This is a genomic window from Paramylibacter kogurei (assembly GCF_002742285.1).
In the GTDB taxonomy this organism is placed as follows: Bacteria; Pseudomonadota; Alphaproteobacteria; order Rhodobacterales; family Rhodobacteraceae; genus Amylibacter; species Amylibacter kogurei.
Genome location: NZ_MDGM01000012.1, coordinates 491,781 through 510,398, shown reverse-complemented (window position 1 = coordinate 510,398; position 18,618 = coordinate 491,781). Strand labels below are relative to the sequence as shown.

Annotated in this window: 17 protein-coding genes; 2 read left to right on the top strand and 15 right to left on the bottom strand. The window is 49.8% G+C overall.

The genetic code is table 11. The features are described 5' to 3' along the window. Positions 1 to 30: 30 nt before the first annotated feature. The 5 genes from BFP76_RS08010 to BFP76_RS07990 all read right to left on the bottom strand — a co-directional run bounded on the left by BFP76_RS08010 (position 31) and on the right by BFP76_RS07990 (position 5,190). Positions 31 to 1,116 (bottom strand): ABC transporter ATP-binding protein, encoded by a 1,086-nt coding sequence (locus tag BFP76_RS08010; protein ID WP_099592669.1) that lies wholly within the window; start codon positions 1,114 to 1,116, stop codon positions 31 to 33. Between the two features lie 62 nt (positions 1,117 to 1,178). Then, positions 1,179 to 2,600, bottom strand: a complete 1,422-nt coding sequence (locus tag BFP76_RS08005; protein WP_099592668.1) for an SLC5/6 family protein — start codon at positions 2,598 to 2,600, stop codon at positions 1,179 to 1,181. 139 nt (positions 2,601 to 2,739) lie between these two features. Further along, entirely contained in the window at positions 2,740 to 3,864 is a 1,125-nt protein-coding gene (locus tag BFP76_RS08000; RefSeq protein ID WP_099592667.1) for a DNA alkylation repair protein, read from the bottom strand. Beyond that, a complete protein-coding gene (locus tag BFP76_RS07995; protein WP_099592666.1) occupies positions 3,865 to 4,641 on the bottom strand; it encodes an SDR family oxidoreductase in 777 nt (258 codons plus the stop codon). It abuts the gene before it with no gap. Positions 4,642 to 4,707: 66 nt separating this feature from the next. After that, positions 4,708 to 5,190 (bottom strand): hypothetical protein, encoded by a 483-nt coding sequence (locus tag BFP76_RS07990; protein ID WP_133117410.1) that lies wholly within the window; start codon positions 5,188 to 5,190, stop codon positions 4,708 to 4,710. A gap of 208 nt (positions 5,191 to 5,398) precedes the next feature. Between BFP76_RS07990 and BFP76_RS07980 the strand changes: the two genes are divergently transcribed. Further along, a complete protein-coding gene (locus BFP76_RS07980) occupies positions 5,399 to 7,006 on the top strand; it encodes a peptide chain release factor 3 (protein ID WP_099592663.1) in 1,608 nt (535 codons plus the stop codon). Here the strand turns inward: BFP76_RS07980 and BFP76_RS07975 are convergent. Both BFP76_RS07975 and BFP76_RS07970 read right to left on the bottom strand, forming a co-directional pair. Further along, positions 7,003 to 7,434 (bottom strand): hypothetical protein, encoded by a 432-nt coding sequence (locus BFP76_RS07975; protein WP_099592662.1) that lies wholly within the window; start codon positions 7,432 to 7,434, stop codon positions 7,003 to 7,005. The genes BFP76_RS07980 and BFP76_RS07975 overlap by 4 nt on opposite strands. After that, on the bottom strand, positions 7,431 to 7,766 hold the full coding sequence (locus tag BFP76_RS07970; RefSeq protein WP_133117409.1) for a hypothetical protein: 336 nt from the start codon (positions 7,764 to 7,766) through the stop codon (positions 7,431 to 7,433). Before BFP76_RS07970 ends, BFP76_RS07975 begins: the two co-directional genes overlap by 4 nt. Positions 7,767 to 7,967: 201 nt before the next feature. On the opposite strand from BFP76_RS07970, the gene BFP76_RS07965 reads away from it, so the two are divergent. Continuing rightward, the gene (locus BFP76_RS07965) at positions 7,968 to 9,437 is read left to right on the top strand and encodes a DEAD/DEAH box helicase (RefSeq protein ID WP_099592660.1); all 1,470 of its coding nucleotides are present in this window, start codon (positions 7,968 to 7,970) and stop codon (positions 9,435 to 9,437) included. 56 nt (positions 9,438 to 9,493) lie between these two features. Here the strand turns inward: BFP76_RS07965 and BFP76_RS07960 are convergent, their stop codons facing one another. The 8 genes from BFP76_RS07960 to BFP76_RS07925 are packed head-to-tail and all read right to left on the bottom strand — an operon-like array spanning position 9,494 to position 18,599. Beyond that, on the bottom strand, positions 9,494 to 11,164 hold the full coding sequence (locus tag BFP76_RS07960; RefSeq protein WP_099592659.1) for a ribonuclease J: 1,671 nt from the start codon (positions 11,162 to 11,164) through the stop codon (positions 9,494 to 9,496). Position 11,165: 1 nt separating this feature from the next. Beyond that, positions 11,166 to 11,933, bottom strand: a complete 768-nt coding sequence (locus BFP76_RS07955; protein WP_099592658.1) for a type III pantothenate kinase — start codon at positions 11,931 to 11,933, stop codon at positions 11,166 to 11,168. 10 nt (positions 11,934 to 11,943) lie between these two features. Further along, positions 11,944 to 12,690: a biotin--[acetyl-CoA-carboxylase] ligase gene (locus BFP76_RS07950; RefSeq protein WP_099592657.1), complete on the bottom strand. Its 747-nt coding sequence runs from the start codon at positions 12,688 to 12,690 to the stop codon at positions 11,944 to 11,946. Between the two features lies 1 nt (position 12,691). Then, the gene (gene nuoN, locus BFP76_RS07945; protein ID WP_099592656.1) at positions 12,692 to 14,131 is read right to left on the bottom strand and encodes an NADH-quinone oxidoreductase subunit NuoN; all 1,440 of its coding nucleotides are present in this window, start codon (positions 14,129 to 14,131) and stop codon (positions 12,692 to 12,694) included. Between the two features lie 15 nt (positions 14,132 to 14,146). After that, positions 14,147 to 15,700, bottom strand: a complete 1,554-nt coding sequence (locus BFP76_RS07940; RefSeq protein WP_099592655.1) for an NADH-quinone oxidoreductase subunit M — start codon at positions 15,698 to 15,700, stop codon at positions 14,147 to 14,149. Beyond that, positions 15,700 to 17,676 (bottom strand): NADH-quinone oxidoreductase subunit L, encoded by a 1,977-nt coding sequence (gene nuoL / locus BFP76_RS07935; RefSeq protein ID WP_099592654.1) that lies wholly within the window; start codon positions 17,674 to 17,676, stop codon positions 15,700 to 15,702. Before nuoL ends, BFP76_RS07940 begins: the two co-directional genes overlap by 1 nt. 6 nt (positions 17,677 to 17,682) lie before the next feature. Continuing rightward, entirely contained in the window at positions 17,683 to 17,988 is a 306-nt protein-coding gene (gene nuoK / locus BFP76_RS07930) for an NADH-quinone oxidoreductase subunit NuoK (protein WP_099592653.1), read from the bottom strand. Then, entirely contained in the window at positions 17,985 to 18,599 is a 615-nt protein-coding gene (locus BFP76_RS07925; protein WP_099592652.1) for an NADH-quinone oxidoreductase subunit J, read from the bottom strand. The genes nuoK and BFP76_RS07925 overlap by 4 nt, the downstream gene beginning before the upstream one ends. Between the last annotated feature and the right edge of the window lie 19 nt (positions 18,600 to 18,618).

Here is an 18,618-nt window from a genome sequence, read left to right as displayed (position 1 = left end):
AATATTTGTCGATTTATTGAAACATTTGCGTCACTGCACAAAAACAAAGCATCGATCACGGCGCACACTTAACCACAATGGCGTGCCCGCGTTAGGTAAAAACACCCCTGGAACAACCGCATGAAGGCGCACATTGTCATAATCCATGGCAAATTCGACCAGGCTCTGATGCCCTAAAAACCGTGCGCGTTCCACCACGCCGCGTGCGGGTGTGCCCTCTTCTACGGTTGGGTTTGGCCCACGACCACCACGATCAAAATCAATGCGCAAATGTTGTGGGCGAATGACAATTTCCACATCTTTGCCATCGGCAATTCCGGGGGTTAGGAAATCGCCAAACGGTGTTCGGGTTAATGCACCATGCACCTGACCATTGATCACATTGATGTCGGAAAAAAATGCGGCGGCGCGGCGATCAACTGGGGAATTATAAATATTATACGGAGCTCCCGATTGCACGATACGCCCATCGCGCATCAATGCGATCTGATCAGCCATGCGCATTGCCTCTTCTGGTTCATGCGTGACCATCAACACCGCCGTGCCTTCGGATTTCAACAATTCCAACGTTGCATCACGCACCGTATCACGCAGCCGATTATCAAGCCCGCTAAACGGTTCATCCATCAACATCACCGCAGGGCGCGGTGCCAATGCACGCGCCAATGCAACGCGCTGTTGCTCACCACCAGATAACTGATGGGGGAATTTATCACCAAAATCCTCTAATCCAACTTTGCCGAGCAACTCGCGCACACGCACATCCCGATTAGGATCACGCGCAATACCAAAACCAACGTTTTTGGCTACGGTTAAATGGGGAAACAATGCGAAATCTTGGAACATCAAACCAATGCCGCGCGATTCAGGTGGCAGATGTTGTCCATCCCCCGAAACCAGCTCTCCGTTGATCAAAACGTGCCCAGTCGTTTGTTGATCAACCCCTGCTGCAATGCGCAATGTCGTTGATTTACCACAGCCCGATGGCCCCAACAAACACGTCACCTGCCCCGCATGGAGCCGCAGGCTCAGCCCATCAACCACATTACGCGACCCAAAGCGACGCGAAATATCGCGCAATTCCAATGTTGCCGTTTCATTTGTGTCTTGCGTCACGCTACTTGCCTTGGTTCCTTCACCTGACCAATTTAATCAGGCATAGCGTGGCGATACCAGTGTCACGCGCGAACGGCAAGTATACGATTGCTGATGATCCCTAAAATTCCTGCGGCAAATCCGATCACCAGCACGGCGATGCAAATCACCAACAGCTGATCATATTTGTGAACCTCGCTCGTTGAAATCCACGGATTCACAATTTGCGAAACCAGTTCAGTACCACGATACATATACGCTGCTGCCCCTAATATCGCCGCTGTCCACGCCACCATATATGACCAGCGTGGTACAACCATACCCATGAATGCCAGAATCAAAACAGGTGTTAAAAACATCGACGCTGTGCCAGACACCGCCACCGCATCAAACAATGTTTTATTCCCCCACAGGGTTAATATTGCGCCACCCACCATGAAAAACACCATGGCAATGCGCCCGTTCAACACACTTCGCACAGCCACATTGAATTCATCAATCACCAACCGCGCAGCAGAGGCCAACGCGCTATCAAGCGTGGAAATCGCAGAAATTAACAATGACGCCGCAATCAAGAAATAGACAAACGGACCAAACATCGCCGCCCAAGTCCCCAACAATTGATTTTCATATGCTGCCCCGATCAAACCTGCCTGAATACCAAACATGCCAAATCCAAAAATGCACAACGCAGAAATGATAAACGCCAAGACAAAGCTTTTGCGCGTGGTCTCTTCATCCGCCAAAAACCCACGATCCATCATCACGGGATCATGTGCGGGATATGAAAACACCTGTAATGCGGCCACCGCAACCAACACCCAACCCGGGCGGCTGGCCTGATCATGCACACCCTGTGCGCCAAAAATTGCGCCAAACGAAAACCCATCGCCCAAAACCATCACGCCAAAAGCGACGATAAACACCACCAGAAAAATCACCATCTGCAACACATCTGTACGCAGCGATGCGCGCAATCCACCAAGTGCAGAATAAATCAACCCGATCAAGGCCAGCGCCACAACAGACCCCGCCTCTGCCCATGCCACATCAGGGAAAGCCGCTGCAAAAATTAGCCCAACAACGATTAAATTTGCAAAAACTTCGGACAGCAGGCGTAATGCAATCACCACATTATATGTCCACGCCCCCATACGCCCGAAATGATCAAACAACCAATCCTGTACCGATCCCGCATGATCACGCCGCATCCGCGAAACAATATAACCACCGCTTAGAAAGCTCAGATAATAGGTGGTATAGGCCAGCGTCCCCGCAAACCCATAAAAATATCCCAAAATCGCAGCATTCATCAATGATCGCGCAAATATCCAAGTGGTCACTTGGCTTAAGACCAACACCCACAAACTAGGCTGTCCACCATTGCGATCCGCCCCTTCAAAAAAGCCCGCAACGCTTACATGACGCGGCGCGAGCCAAAGACTCGCACATGTCACCAAACCAACAAAGCCGACCAATGCCCAAGGGCTTGCAAAAATTTCCATCAATTTCCCCCAAAAATTTCAATGGCTGATATCACGAAAAATGCACAAGTCGACATCGCATTTCCTGACAAATGCGTGAACAATGCGCCTTATCTCCAAATGTTCTAAATATCCAAAAAACCGATCTGCGAAATATCCACTATGGGATCAATTCAAAATCCGCACTGGCCATCACGCGCCCATTCACCTGTAAATGCACACGATGCAGACCTGCAAACAACTTAAACGTCGTCGCATTGGCAACCAAACGATGGCGTTTGTGCAACTCGGCCACTTCTCCCGCCTTCATTTCAAACTGCTTCAATTTAAAAACCTTGGGTTTTCTCTCGCCGTTGGATTTTACGAATTCAATGATGAAATCCACGATTAACGGCTCATCCTCAAAGGCTTTGATCTGGCTCGACAATTCCAGATAATCATCCATTTTCACCTGCGCAGGCGCTTCAAAACTCAACACTTCAACCGCTGGTTTCGCACGATACCCTAACAGTGACAGCGCATTCATATCGCCCTGTTTAATCAATGTGCGCAGCGCATGTTTGCACATCCACGCCATTTCTTTGCTGTCCTGCACCCCTTGATCGCGCCAATCGCGCAACCTGTTGACCACAAGGGCTGGGTTATTCTTTGCAACATCATTCAAATGATTGGCAACAGATCGCGTCACAAATCGTGTGCGATCTGCATACAGAATATCCAACAGCGGCAAGGTTTGCGCCACATCCAGTGAAACCTTTTTCCCCCACGGCAACACGGGGCGCGTGCTTTCGCTTACCAATCGGCGCACATGATAATTATCATCACGCGCCCATTGATCAAAAATCGTCAGCACCCGTTCTGGGTATTTGATCAAAAAATGGCGCATCGCAAATTCCACTGAAAAGCGGCGCGTAATTGCGTGTAACAGCGCCATTGATCGCTCAAAATGCTGATCGTTCAGCCCGTGCATCACCACATATTCGCTTAAGGGGGCAAAAATAAAACTGCCAAAATCATCGTCGGATTTGCTGGGGTCAAGCTCGGGTGGCAATGCTGCTTCAATCCGATCCGCAGCATTTGCAAAATCATCTGGCAAGAACTGGGTCAGACATTGCGCAATCCAGCCAATGCGCGCCATCAATTCCAGATCCAGCATCCGTTCCATCACGGCGGCCACAAAACCATCGCGATCAAATCCAGAATCCGCCGCGTGGAAAAGTTCAGCCAGATATGTCACCCGATCAAGGTTGAATAACTCATCTTTCAGGCTGAACTTCTCTGCCATTTATATGGTCGCCAATGTCGCGCCACCGTCCAGCAACAGGTTTTGCCCAACGATAAATCCAGCCTGCGTTGAACATAAAAACGCACAGGCCGCACCAAATTCAGATGCCTCGCCATAACGCCCTGCGGGAATAGTGCCCTCGCGGTTTTTGCGCGCTTGATCCATGCTGATCCCTTGCGCCTTTGATACACCTGTATCCAATGAAACCGCACGATCAGTCGCGTGAATCCCTGGCAACAGATTGTTAATCGTGACACCACTGCCCGCCACTTGGCGTGCGGTTCCCGCAACATATCCTGTTAATCCAGTACGCGCAGCATTGGACAGGCCAAGCGCTGCAATCGGTGCTTTCACAGATTGGCTTGTGATGTTGACCACACGACCCCAACCCTGTTCCATCATGCTGGGCAAACAGGCCTTCATCAACGCAATTGGTGTCAGCATATTGGCATCCAGCGCCTTGATGAAATCATCGCGATTCCAATCGGACCACACACCGGGGGGTGGCCCACCTGCGTTGGTGACCAAAATGTCCACATGACCCGCGGCATCCAAAACCTGCTTTTGTCCCGCTTCGATTGTGATGTCACAGGCAACGGCTGTCACATCCACACCGTGTACACGCAATTTTTCCGCCGCTTGGTCCAATGTTTCTTGTGTTCGCGCACATATCACCAAATCAACGCCCGCCTTTGCCAATGCCTCCGCACAGCCAAAGCCAAGCCCCTTTGACGCCGCCGAAACGATCGCGCGTTTGCCTTTGATTCCCAAATCCATAATGCACTCCTTCTGCCTTTGGGGGCAGACTAACGCATCACCACGCCGCGTCCAGCACAAATGGATTTATCTGGGATCACCACCGATATTCATAAATTTTTGCATCTGATCTACGACTGCTTCGATTTGATTGGCACGAAACGTACCAAAACTGTGCAATGTAAATCCGATGTTTTCGTCATTGACGCGAAATAATACGCGGCGCATCCCGCGATGATCACCGCGCAATCGCGCAAACCATATGCCCGAAATATCCAACAGCTTGTATTGCGTTTCAACCGCACCGCGCAACGGGTGCTTGTGACGATGCACCACCATATCGCGCCCACGATCAATTGTCATACAGGTCACAGGCGAAAACCATCCCAGACCCGCAACGGGTATGACAATAAATAAAAGCACCCCGAAATAATCATCCACCTGATCTGTGATCACTTTGTAAATAAAATATAAACCCGCCAATAAAAACATGCCAAAAAACATGCGCATGAATTTATTGTCTTCACACACAATCATCTGATTGTCGTCTTGCGATATAATTTTCATCATTCCCCCTCCTTTATACCTATGCCGTTTCGCTCAATTTTCAAGCAATGCTAACAAACCAAACACCCCCACCTCCAAATGTTTTAAATATCCAAAATCCTGTGCCCGCCCAAATGTGCGACATCTGCCATACGCATGTCCGCCATTTGTCCCACGGATGTCATACAGTGTTTTCTTGCCCTTCCCAGAAACCTTATCTATACGCAGCCTCATGTTAGATCGCGCAGATAATTCATTCGTTTTGCCCCCCGAAATTGATCGGCGGCGCACATTCGCCATCATCTCTCACCCCGATGCGGGGAAAACCACTTTGACGGAAAAATTCCTGCTCTATGGTGGTGCAATTCAGATGGCTGGACAGGTGCGCGCCAAAGGCGAAGCACGCCGCACACGTTCCGATTTCATGCAGATGGAAAAGGATCGCGGCATTTCCGTCTCCGCATCCGCTATGTCCTTTGAATTTAAGGATTTTTGGTTCAATCTGGTGGACACGCCCGGCCACTCTGATTTTTCCGAAGACACCTATCGCACACTCACCGCAGTGGACGCCGCCGTCATGGTGATTGATGGCGCCAAAGGCGTTGAAAGCCAAACGCGCAAATTGTTCGAGGTCTGTCGCCTGCGCGATATGCCGATCCTGACGTTCTGTAATAAAATGGATCGCGAAAGCCGTGAAACATTTGATATTATTGATGAAATCCAAGAAAACCTTGCGATTGACGTTTGCCCTGCCAGCTGGCCAATTGGTGTTGGTCGTGAATTTTTAGGCTGTTACGATCTGTTAAATGATCGTCTTGAATTGATGGATCGCGCCGATCGCAATGTGATCGCCGAAAGCGTTGAAATCAACGGTTTGGATGATCCAAAACTGGCCGAACATGTGCCCGCTGACCTGCTTGAAAAATTCTTGGAAGAGGTTGAAATGGCACGCGAATTGTTGCCAGAATTCGACCACCAAGCATTCCTTGATGGCACATTGACCCCAATCTGGTTTGGCTCTGCGATCAATAGCTTTGGCGTGCAGGAATTGATGGAAGGCATCGGTAAATTTGGCCCCAAGCCACAGGTTTGCCCATCCGATGTGCGGCCAATTTCCCCTGATGAATCAAAAGTTTCGGGGTTTGTGTTCAAGGTTCAAGCCAATATGGACCCAAAACACCGCGACCGCATTGCATTCGTGCGTCTGTGCGCCGGGCATTTCAAACGCGGCATGAAACTCACCCATGTGCGCAGCAAAAAGGTCATGGCCATCGCCAGCCCGATGTTGTTCCTCGCATCTGATCGTGAATTGGCAGAAGAGGCATGGGCAGGAGATATTATCGGCATCCCCAACCACGGCCAATTGCGCATCGGTGACGCCTTGACCGAGGGTGAAATACTGCGGTTCGCAGGCATCCCATCATTTGCACCAGAATTGCTGCAATCTGTGCGCGCCACCGACCCGATGAAGGCCAAACATCTGGACAAAGCATTGACCCAATTCGCCGAAGAAGGTGCGGCAAAGCTGTTCAAACCGATGATCGGCGCAGGCTGGATTGTGGGCGTCGTTGGCGCGTTGCAATTCGAAGTTCTGGCGTCACGCATCGAGCTTGAATACGGCATTCCCGTACGGTTCGAGCAAACCCAATTCACTTCGGCCCGTTGGTTAACCGGTCCGAAAGAAAATGTTGATAAGTTCATTGACGGAAACAAGGGGCATATGGCCACGGATCATGATGGTGATCCCGTTTATATGACCCGCCTGCAATGGGATATTGATCGTGTTGAACGTGATTTTCCTGAATTGAACCTCACGGATGTAAAAACCGTAATGGTTTAACCCAAGGGCGCGGGTTTTCGCGCCCTGACACGCCCTGCAACGCCACGATCACCCTGCCACCATTGCCACGCATCGCGCAGATCGAACAGGATGGAAATCAGATTCACCCAGAAAATCACGGTGATAAAGGCTCCGTATTTATAATCGACATCCGCCCCCACCAGCGGGTATGCGACGATCAGCAATGGTATCCAAAATATCAAATGGGGTATTGCCATTGCTTTGGAAAACCCCCGCTGCACAAGCATAATCACCAGATTTGCGCCAAGACCTGCAAAGGCTAACAAGGCAATAATCCATCCATTTGGATCAAGCATAAAATCCGACGACAATACATTCACCGGCACTAAAATAAACACCATCCAAAGCTGTACCCACAATGGCAAGGCGCGAAAGCTTTGCCAAATATCCAACAGATAACGGATCACTTGGTTTCCCAACCTACAACAATTTCATCTTCAAGATAAACACGCGTTCCATAACGATTTTTACCTTTTTCGTCGTATTTCATTTCATGCTTGGTTTTGGTTTTCATGACCACTTCGTCCAGATCAGCAGGGATGCCCCAAACATCCACAACCATATCCATAGTCATGCCCCGTGCAATGCGCCCTGCCATCATCGCGTTGACCATTTCAACGTCGTTATAACGTTTCATCCACAACGCACGCCGCCCCGCGCGCCATGCCATGCGCAACATGATCAATGCAATGATCCCAACAACGATTGCCGCGATAAAATAAATAAACCAATCTGGCATAGCGCCCCCAAACATCAATATTTGTCCACTATATAGGCAATTTTGCCGCGCAAACAATCATAACCACACCTGTTCTTTTCGCCAGATTGACATATGCGTAAAATCCTTTAAATCATGCGCATGAGGAAATGATGACGCTTCGGTCATCGGGCCGCGATGAGCATGCGGCAATTATTAATGCCGCAACTAAACGCGAGAAATATGACAAAATTTACAGATTTGGGCCTGTCTCCAAAGGTCCTAAAAGCAATAGCCGATGTTGGCTATGACACCCCTACCCCCATCCAAGCAGAGGCAATCCCCCCCGCATTGGAAGGACGCGATGTTTTAGGCATTGCGCAAACCGGTACGGGTAAAACGGCGGGCTTTACCCTGCCAATGATCCACAAATTGGCACGGGGTCGTGCACGCGCACGGATGCCGCGTAGCCTTGTTTTGGCACCCACCCGCGAATTGGCGGCACAGGTTGCGGAAAACTTCGAGCTTTATGCCAAATACGTTAAACTTGATATGGCCCTGTTGATCGGTGGCGTTTCGTTTAACGAACAAGATAAATTGATTGATCGCGGCGTAGATGTGTTGATCGCAACACCCGGGCGTTTGTTGGATCATTTCGAACGTGGCAAGCTGTTGCTCACGGGTATCGAAATTATGGTGGTGGACGAGGCTGACCGTATGTTGGATATGGGGTTCATTCCCGATATTGAACGTATTTTCAAACTGACCCCGTTCACCCGCCAAACCTTGTTTTTTAGTGCAACAATGGCGCCTGAAATCACGCGGATCACGCAAGAGTTTTTGCAAAACCCAACACGGGTAGAGGTCGCACGCCAAGCAACGACATCAGAAAATATCGAACAAAAGGTTTGCTGTTTCAAAGCCCCAAATCGCAAGGTAGAGGCGAAGATGAAACGCGATACATTGCGTGCAATTATCGAGAGCCAATCCGAAACGCTGACCAATGGTATCATTTTTTGCAACCGCAAGGTTGATGTTGATATCGTTTTGAAATCATTGAAAAAACACGGGTATAACGCCGGCGCTATTCATGGTGATCTGGATCAACGCTATCGTATGGAAGTGTTGAACGGGTTTCGCAATAACGACATTCAATTGCTGGTCGCATCGGATGTGGCCGCGCGTGGTTTGGACATTCCAAACGTATCGCATGTATTTAACTATGACGTGCCGATCCATTCCGAAGATTACGTTCATCGTATTGGCCGCACAGGTCGCGCAGGGCGTAGCGGTTGGGCGTTCATGCTTTGCCTCCCCCACGAGCAAAAACATTTGGACAAGATCGAAGAATTGGTGAAACACCCCATTCCACGTCTTGATGCACCTGTCGTGGAAACACCCAAATCAACACGCGCACCAAAGACTGACAAGCCAAAGCAGGAACAAAAACCGGCTCCGCAAAAATCGGCACCTGCAAAACAGGATAAAGCGCCTGCAAAACAAGACAAAGCGCCTGCGAAATCCGCAGACAACAACGAACAGAACAATCGTTCGAAAAAATCGCGCAATCACAAACAAGAACCAAAGAATACTGTCAAAGGCATGGGTGATCACATGCCCGCCTTTATGACGCAATCCTTTGATTTTGTGAAAAAAGACCCAGCACCGCAAGCATCATCAAACGATGATGCAGATGCAACAGACGACGCATAATTTACGGCGCGTTTGAAGATTTTAGAGCGCTTGGTGAATATCCAAGCGCCCTTATTTTATGCTGCTTCTAAACGGTTGATCAAAACCTTGACCACTGGTTTTTTGCCGGTTTCGTCTTTGCAAACTTTGCGCACGGCGCGTTCGGTCAATTCCTCGACCTTGTCATCATTTCCCAATGATTTCGCATTTGCTGCCATCAGGGCTTGTTCAACCATCGCTTCGATCTGTTCGGCCAGATCATCCTCGATCGGGTTGGTTTCTGGTAAACCTGTTGGTTCGGCCCACACACCCAGCAATTCTTTTTCTTCGATCACCAATGATACGGAAACCATGCCACGCGTTGCCATGCGGATACGTTCCAACACCACACCGTCCATCGCACCGATCAGACGCGTGCCATCCAAATAAACACGCCCTGTTTCGACGTGATCATATGCAACGGGTTTTTTGTTCGTAATGTCGAGCATCGTACCATTGGCGGCAACCGCGGCGTTGATCCCCTTGGATTCTGCCAATTCGGCATGTTCACGCAAATGACGGAATTCACCATGCATCGGGATTAACATATTGGGTTTCAACAGGTCGTGAATGCGTTCCAAATCGGGGCGATTGGCGTGGCCAGATACGTGATAAATCCCAGCACTATCATCGATTACATTCACACCTTGCATCGCAAAGCTGTTGATAATGCGCCCAACGGATTTTTCATTGCCCGGGATGGTTTTGGATGAAAACAAGAATGTATCATCCTCTTTCAACGTGATGCCCAGATATTTGCCGTTGGCCAATTGGCCAGATGCCGCGCGGCGTTCGCCTTGGCTGCCTGTCACCAGCAACATCAAATGATCGCGTGGCACGTCTTGGATGTCTTCCAATGGGATGGTTGGCGGGAAATTATCCAGCACACCGGTTGATTGGGCATAACCCAACATACGCTGCATTGAACGCCCCAGCACACAAACCGAACGCCCCGCATCAACACCCGCTTGTGCCAATGTGCGCAGACGCGCGATGTTGGATGCAAATGTGGTGGCAACGACCATGCCGCTGGCACCTTTGATCATTTTACCAAGTGGTTCGGGCAACGTTGCCTCTGATCGTCCTGGTTCGGGTGAAAATACATTTGTGCTATCGCAAACAAGCGCATGCACACCTTGTTTTCCCAGTTCAGCAAAGAGTGCGGCATTGAACGGTTCACCCACCATTGGGCTTTCGTCCAGTTTTAGATCACCCGTGTGAACAATGCGCCCTGCTGGTGTGTCGATCACCAAACCAGATGCCTCTGGTATCGAATGGGAAACGGGCAGGAAACCCACCTTCATCTCGCCACATGTCACCTGTTCGGGGTAAGGCCCGACGACCTCTACCAAATTAGGGTCTTGGCCGCGTTCTTCCATTTTGGCGCGTGCAACGGCGCCGGTGAATTTGCGGCAATAAATCGGTGCTTTGAGCCGTGGATATAACAGGCCAATCGCGCCAATATGATCTTCATGGGCGTGGGTGATGAAAATCCCATCCAAACGATCCGCGCGTTGTTCAATATACGCAGGGTCCGCCATGATCAAATCAACACCGGGGGTGCCGTCCATATCGGGGAATGTCACACCCACATCGACAAGAATGAAACGTTCCTTACCAGCAAGGCCATAACCATACAGATACATGTTCATGCCAATTTCACCTGCACCACCCAGTGGCAGGAACACCAATTTATTTTTCGAAGTCATATTATGTGTCGTTTCGTTCTGCGATCAACTTTAACCCATGCAAGGTTAAATCTGTTTCTATGTTTTCAAATACGTCAGTGCCGCGTTCAAATAACGAGGCCAAGCCGCCTGTGCCGATGATTTTCATCGCGCGTGGGTGTTCGGCGCGAATTTGTTTACATATCCCTTCGACCAGCCCAACGTAACCCCAAAATACGCCCGATTGCATACATTCTACGGTATTGGTGCCGATCACCTTGTCGGGCATTGTCACATCGATGTGAGGCAACGCAGCGGCGGCCATGTGCAATGCTTCCATCGACAGGTTCACACCGGGTGCAATCACACCGCCAATATAGGCGCCATCGTGATCAACAACGTCAAACGTGGTGGCGGTACCAAAATCCACAACCACCAAATCACCGCCATATAAATCATGGGCCGCAACGGTATTGACCAAGCGATCTGGGCCCACGGTTGTGCCCTCATCCACGCGCACATCAATGCCCAATTTTGTTTCGGGTTTCCCCACCACAATCGGGCGGCAATCGAAATAACGGTCTGATAAAACACGAATATTGAACACTGCGCGTGGCACGGTTGAACTAACAATCACACGATCTAGTGTTGCCTTGATCCCGTTCAAATCCATCAACTGTTTGAGGAACACATAATATTCATCCGCCGTGCGTTTCGCCACGGTTTCACAACGCCAAGATGCAATGAACTCTTTGCCATCGTGAATGGCAAAAACCGAGTTTGTATTCCCAATATCAATGGCCAATAACATTTGTTGTCCTTTAGGTGAAAAAGATTTCGGCGGCGTGAATGGCACAGCGCCCTTTGGCGGTTTGTAATATAACCGCGCCTGTTTCGTCTAGCGTCTCAAACGTGCCAACGGTATCGCCTTTTGGTGTACGTGCGATGATGGTTTCACCCAGCCGCGCAGCATGTGTCAACCAATCGGTTCGAATGGTGTCAAATCCGCTAGCGCGAAATTGGGTTTCTCGTTGCTGATACGCGAATGCCAAAGCATCCAAAAACTGTTCCGCGTTAATGTTTATCCCAACATCCGCCAGCAATGATTTTGCCGGCACTGCATTGGTTTCCATTTTCGCAGGCTCCGGTGCATGGGCAAGGTTTACACCAATTCCGATGCAAATATGGCTTGGTCCCACACCAGCGGTTTCTAGCAAGATACCCGCGACCTTGCCCCCATCAAGCAACACATCATTTGGCCATTTGAGGGATAGCCGATCCGCCGCCACACCCACAGCATTCAGCGCATCATACAATGCAAGCGCGGCAACAAAGCTGCGCAACGCCACCGTGTTTAAATCATCCTTGATCTCGGCCAGATAAGTCGCGGCAAAATTGCCTCGTTGTGTTGACCATGCCCGCCCGCGCCGCCCAACACCTACGGTTTGTTCATGTGCCATGATCCAAACGGGCGACGCGCCATCATTCACGATAGCGCGCGCATAAATATTTGTGCTGTCGATGGTATCAAAAACACGGCGGCCCACGCCGGTGGGCCAGCCGTTCATATTAACGCAACAGGCTCGCAGCCGCATTGGCGGCGAAACCTTCGATCCCGAACAGGTTCACGATACCCGCGATCATCACAAACGCCGATGCCATCAAGGCCACGTAATGCAATGTTGGCATTTTACCGTTCAAGGCATCCGCTTCTTCGCCGAAATACATCAGATAAATGATGCGCAGGTAATAAAACGCACCAATCACAGATGCGATCACACCGGCAATCGCCAGCCACGCCAGATCGGCCTGCACCGCCGCTTTCAGCACGTAAAACTTACCAAAAAATCCAACCAATGGTGGGATACCCGCAAGTGAGAACATCAATGCGGCAAGTGCCGCTGCGCGAAGCGGTTCTTGGCGTGAATAAAGACCAAGTGCCGCAATATCGGTGACTGGGTTCCCGTCTTTTTCCATGTTGAGGATAAACGCAAACACACCGACATTCATCGCCACATAGATCACCATGTAAATCAGCAATGATTGCACGCCCAGTTCCGTACCTGCCGCCAAGCCCATCAATGCAAACCCCATGTGAGAGATTGATGAATAGGCCATCAGACGTTTGATATTGGTTTGCCCAATCGCCGCAATCGCGCCGAGGAACATGGAAAGGACGGACAAGAATGCAATGATCTGTTTCCAATCAGATACCGCAGCACCAAATGCATCATGCACAACACGTGCAAACAAACAGGCGGCGGCCACCTTGGGCGCGGTTGCGAAAAATGCTGTTACGGGTGTTGGCGAGCCTTCGTAAACATCGGGCGTCCACATGTGAAACGGTGCAGCAGATATTTTGAACCCCATACCAACGCACATGAACACAAGGCCAAACAACATGCCCAGCCCAAGTTCACCACCCTGAATGGTAGATGCGATGCCCGCAAATTGCGTGGTTCCTGCATAACCGTAAACCAGTGATGCACCGTATAACAGCAAGCCAGATGACAAGGCGCCCAGCACAAAATATTTCAAACCCGCCTCTGTTGAACGCAGGCTGTCACGGCGAAATGCCGCAATCACGTAAAGAGACAGCGATTGCAATTCCAAGCCCATATAAAGCGCCATCAAATCACCCGCAGAAACCATCATCATCATACCAACATTGGCCAATGCGATCAGAACCGGAAATTCAAATTTTAGCAGATTGTTACGACGCAGGTATTCCTGCGACAGCAACAACATGATGGCAGATGCGAATAACATTACCACCTTGGCAAAGCGGGCGAAATTATCATCAATGAATGCCCCACGAAATGCGCTGCGCGATACGTCAACATCGGCGGCAATCCACAAACCCAATCCCGCCATCACAAGCGCAGTAAGCCAGAAAATGGTGCCTGCAAGGCGATCCTTGCCGCCGTAAACGGCGACCATGAGGATAAACATGGAATAGCCCGCCAGAATGATTTCTGGCAAAACGATTTTGATATCTGTGCCGATCATGTCAGTCACCCTTAATTAATGCGACACAACAGGTGCGGCGGTTTCAACCACGCCCTGTGCTGTCGCGACATTGTCTAACAAATTGCTTACCGCTGGGCCGATCAGATCCAGAACCAATGCGGGGTAAACACCCAACAAAATGGTCATCACGATCAATGGCGCCATCATCAGCTTTTCGCGTGTATCCATATCGGCGATTGATTTCAGGCTTTCCTTGATCAAATCACCAAACACCACACGACGATACAGCCAGAGCGCATAGGCCGCCGACAGGATCACACCCGTGGTTGCACCAAATGCAACCCATGTGTTTGCTTGGAATGCACCAACCAGTGTCAGAAATTCACCCACAAACCCAGATGTGCCAGGCAAGCCAACATTGGCCATGGTGAATAACATAAACACCAGTGCATAAACCGGCATACGCACAACCAAACCACCATATGCATCGATGTCGCGCGTGTGCATACGATCATAGATCACACCAACACCCAAGAACAACGCACCAGAGATAAACCCGTGGCTGATCATTTGGAAAATCGCACCATCAATACCCTGTTGGTTCATCGCAAAAATACCCATGGTAACGAACCCCATGTGAGCAACGGATGAATAGGCAATCAGCTTTTTCATGTCCTCTTGCATCATCGCGACAAGCGAAGTGTAGATGATCGCGATTACAGACAAGGTCATCACGAAATCGGCCAGAATTGCCGATGCCTCTGGGAACATGGGTAAGCTAAAGCGCAAGAACCCATAACCGCCCATTTTCAACAGAACCGCCGCCAAAACAACAGAACCCGCTGTTGGCGCCTGAACGTGAGCATCTGGCAGCCATGTATGCACAGGCCACATCGGCATTTTCACCGCGAATGATGCGAAAAACGCCAAGAACAGCAATGTTTGCACGCCACCAACAATGGTGATGCCAAGGATGGTGAAATCCGCGCTGTCAAATGTATGGGTGTTCAACAATGTTGGAATATCGGTCGTGCCCGCATCCCACCACATGAACAACATCGCAACCAACATCAAAACAGAACCGAGCAATGTGTAGAGGAAGAATTTGAACGATGCGTAAATGCGATCTTTGCCGCCCCAAATACCAATGATCAGGAACATCGGGATCAGGCCTGCTTCGAACACAACATAGAACAGGATCATATCAAGCGCACAGAATACGGCGATCATCAGCGATTCCAAAACCAAGAATGCGATCATGTATTCTTTGACGCGGTGTTCAACCTTCCAACATGCGCCAATCACAATGGGCATCAAGAATGTGGTCAACATCACGAACAGAACCGAAATGCCATCAACACCAACCTTGTATTGCAAACCTGCAAGCCATTCGTGGGTTTCAACCAATTGGAACCCTGTGTTGTTTTTATCAAAACTGGTCAGGATAAAGATCGACGCCACAAAATTGGCAATCGTTGCCACCAGCGCCAACACCTTGGCGTTATGTTGTGCCGCAGCATCTTCGCCACGCAGAATAAACATCAGGATAAACGCCGCCACCAAGGGCAGGAATATCACAAGGGACAAAAGACTGTCAGTCAAGGCCATTAGTGAGCCCCCCCAGTAATCGCAAAGTAAGTGATAATCGCCGCGAGCCCGAGGAACATCGCAAATGCATAATGGAACAAGTAACCAGATTGCGCCCGCCCTGCCCATTTGGTCAGGAATGGGATAATCCCCATGGCAACGCCGTTGATGCCACCATCAATCACCTTGCCATCGCCCTTTTTCCACAAGAACCGGCCAAGCGCCTTGGCTGGGTTCACAAAGATCAAATCGTAAAGTTCATCGAAATACCATTTGTTTTGCAAAAATGCGTACAACCCGCTGTGCTGTTCTGCCAACTTCGCAGGTGCCGTTGGTTTTTTGATATACATGATCCACGCCAGAATAAATCCAGACAACATCGCAACAAACGGTGAAACCTTGACCCATTTTGGCACGTTATGCGCATCATGGATTACGTGGTTTGTTTCATGGTTGGCATATACCGAATGGCCAAAGAATTCTTCGACGTGATGGCCAAAGAAATCTTCGTACCACAACATGCCTGCAAAAATCGCACCCAATGCCAGAACCGCCAATGGGATCAACATCACCATCGGGCTTTCATGTGCATGTTCATGCGTATGCTTATCGCCACGCTCCGTGCCATAAAATGTCAGGAAGATAAGGCGCCATGAATAAAAACTGGTCATGGCCGCGGCAAGTACCAACAGAATAAACGCATATTGCGCAGGGCCTGCACCGGCCGCAAATGTCGATTCAATGATCGCATCCTTGGACAAGAAACCCGCAAAACCGATATGTGTCAGTGGGATACCAACACCCGTGATCGCCAATGTGCCGATCATCATCGCGGCGAATGTATATGGGATCTTTTTACGCAGGTTACCATAATTGCGCATATCTTGTTCGTGGTGCATCGCATGGATCACCGAACCCGCGCCCAAGAACAACATTGCCTTGAAAAAGGCGTGTGTGAACAAGTGGAACATCGCCACCGGATAGGCACCAACACCCGCCGCCACAAACATATAGCCAAGCTGTGAACAGGTGGAATATGCGATCACGCGTTTAATATCGTTTTGCACCAATCCAACGGTTGCGGCGAAAAACGCCGTCGTTGCACCGATCACGATGATAAAATTCGGAGTGAATGTTGCGTATTCCATTAGTGGTGACAAACGACACACCATGAATACACCCGCCGTTACCATTGTCGCCGCGTGGATCAATGCGGACACTGGTGTCGGCCCTTCCATCGCGTCTGGCAACCATGTGTGCAAAAACAACTGTGCCGATTTACCCATCGCACCGATGAACAGCAACATTGTGATTACCTCAAGTGCGTTGATATCCCAGCTGAGGAACCGAATGGTTTGCTGTGAAATTGCCTCGGCTGTGTGGGGGTCAAGAATTTCGGAAAAATTGATGCTCTTGGTCAGGAAATACAGTCCAAAGATACCCAATGAAAAACCAAAGTCACCCACACGGTTTACAACAAACGCTTTGATCGCGGCGGCATTCGCCGTTGGTTTGCGGTAATAAAAACCGATCAACAGGTATGATGCAACGCCCACACCTTCCCAACCGAAAAACAGTTGCAACAGGTTATCCGCCGTCACCAGCATCAACATCGCCCATGTAAAGAACGACAGATAAGCAAAGAAGCGCGGCTTATAGCTTTCGCCTTCTTTCCACTGGGGATCGTCGGCCATGTAGCCCCATGAATACAAATGTACCAATGATGATACAGATGTAATCACGATCAACATAATCACGGTCAAACGGTCAACGCGGATGGCCCAATCGGTGGACAACCCGCCACTTTCAACCCAGCGCATCAACGGGATCACATGATCATTGCCATGGAATGTTAAAAACGCGACCCAAGACAGGATTGCGGACAGAAACAACAAACCCGTTGCCACCATCATCGCCGCTTTTTCGCCGATCATCCGATGGCCGAAACCACAGATAAGCGCACCAACAAGCGGAGCAAAAAGAAGAATTTGTTCCATTGCCCCTTAACCTTTCATTACGTTGACATCTTCAACAGCAATCGTCCCACGATTACGGAAGAAGCAAACCAAGATCGCCAAGCCAATCGCGGCCTCAGCCGCCGCAACTGTCAGCACAAACAGTGTGAAAATCTGCCCTGTCAAATCCCCATGATGGGCGGAAAAGGCAACCAGGTTGATATTCACCGCAAGCAACATCAATTCAATCGACATCAAAATGACGATTACGTTTTTGCGGTTCACAAATATTCCGAAAATCCCGATAACAAACAGGATCGCCGCAACGGTAAGATAGTGTTCAAGTGGTATCATAGCCCCTGCCCCGGTTTCACGTTTTTGATTTCCATCGTTTTCGCTGGATCACGATGCATCTGTGTTTGGATATTTTGACGTTTCACATCCGTGCGGTGGCGCAATGTCAAAACGATCGCACCGATCATCGCCACCAACAGGATCAAACCCGATGCTTGGAAAAGATAGATATAATCGGTGTAAATCACCGAGCCGAGCGCAATGGTGTTATGCTTATCCGCAATATCTGGTGTAACTGATTGGCGTAATGCCTCTGCGTTATCGGCCACGTTCCAGTGGCCAAAAACCAAACCCAGTTCGATCAACAATACCGCGCCAATAGCCAAACCAAACGGCAGGTATTTCGCCATACCGCCCTTCAGTTCCACAAAATCGACATCCAGCATCATCACCACGAACAGGAACAACACCGCGACCGCGCCAACGTAAACAATGGCCAGCAACATCGCGATAAATTCAGCCCCAACAAGGATGAACATGCCAACCGCGCTAAAGAATGCCAAAATCAACCACAGCACCGAATGCACAGGGTTGCGCGCCAATACGACGAACAGCCCGGAACAGACCGCAACAATCGCAAATAAGTAAAAGGCAAGAAGTGTAATGCCCATAAGATGTTTCCCCTATCTG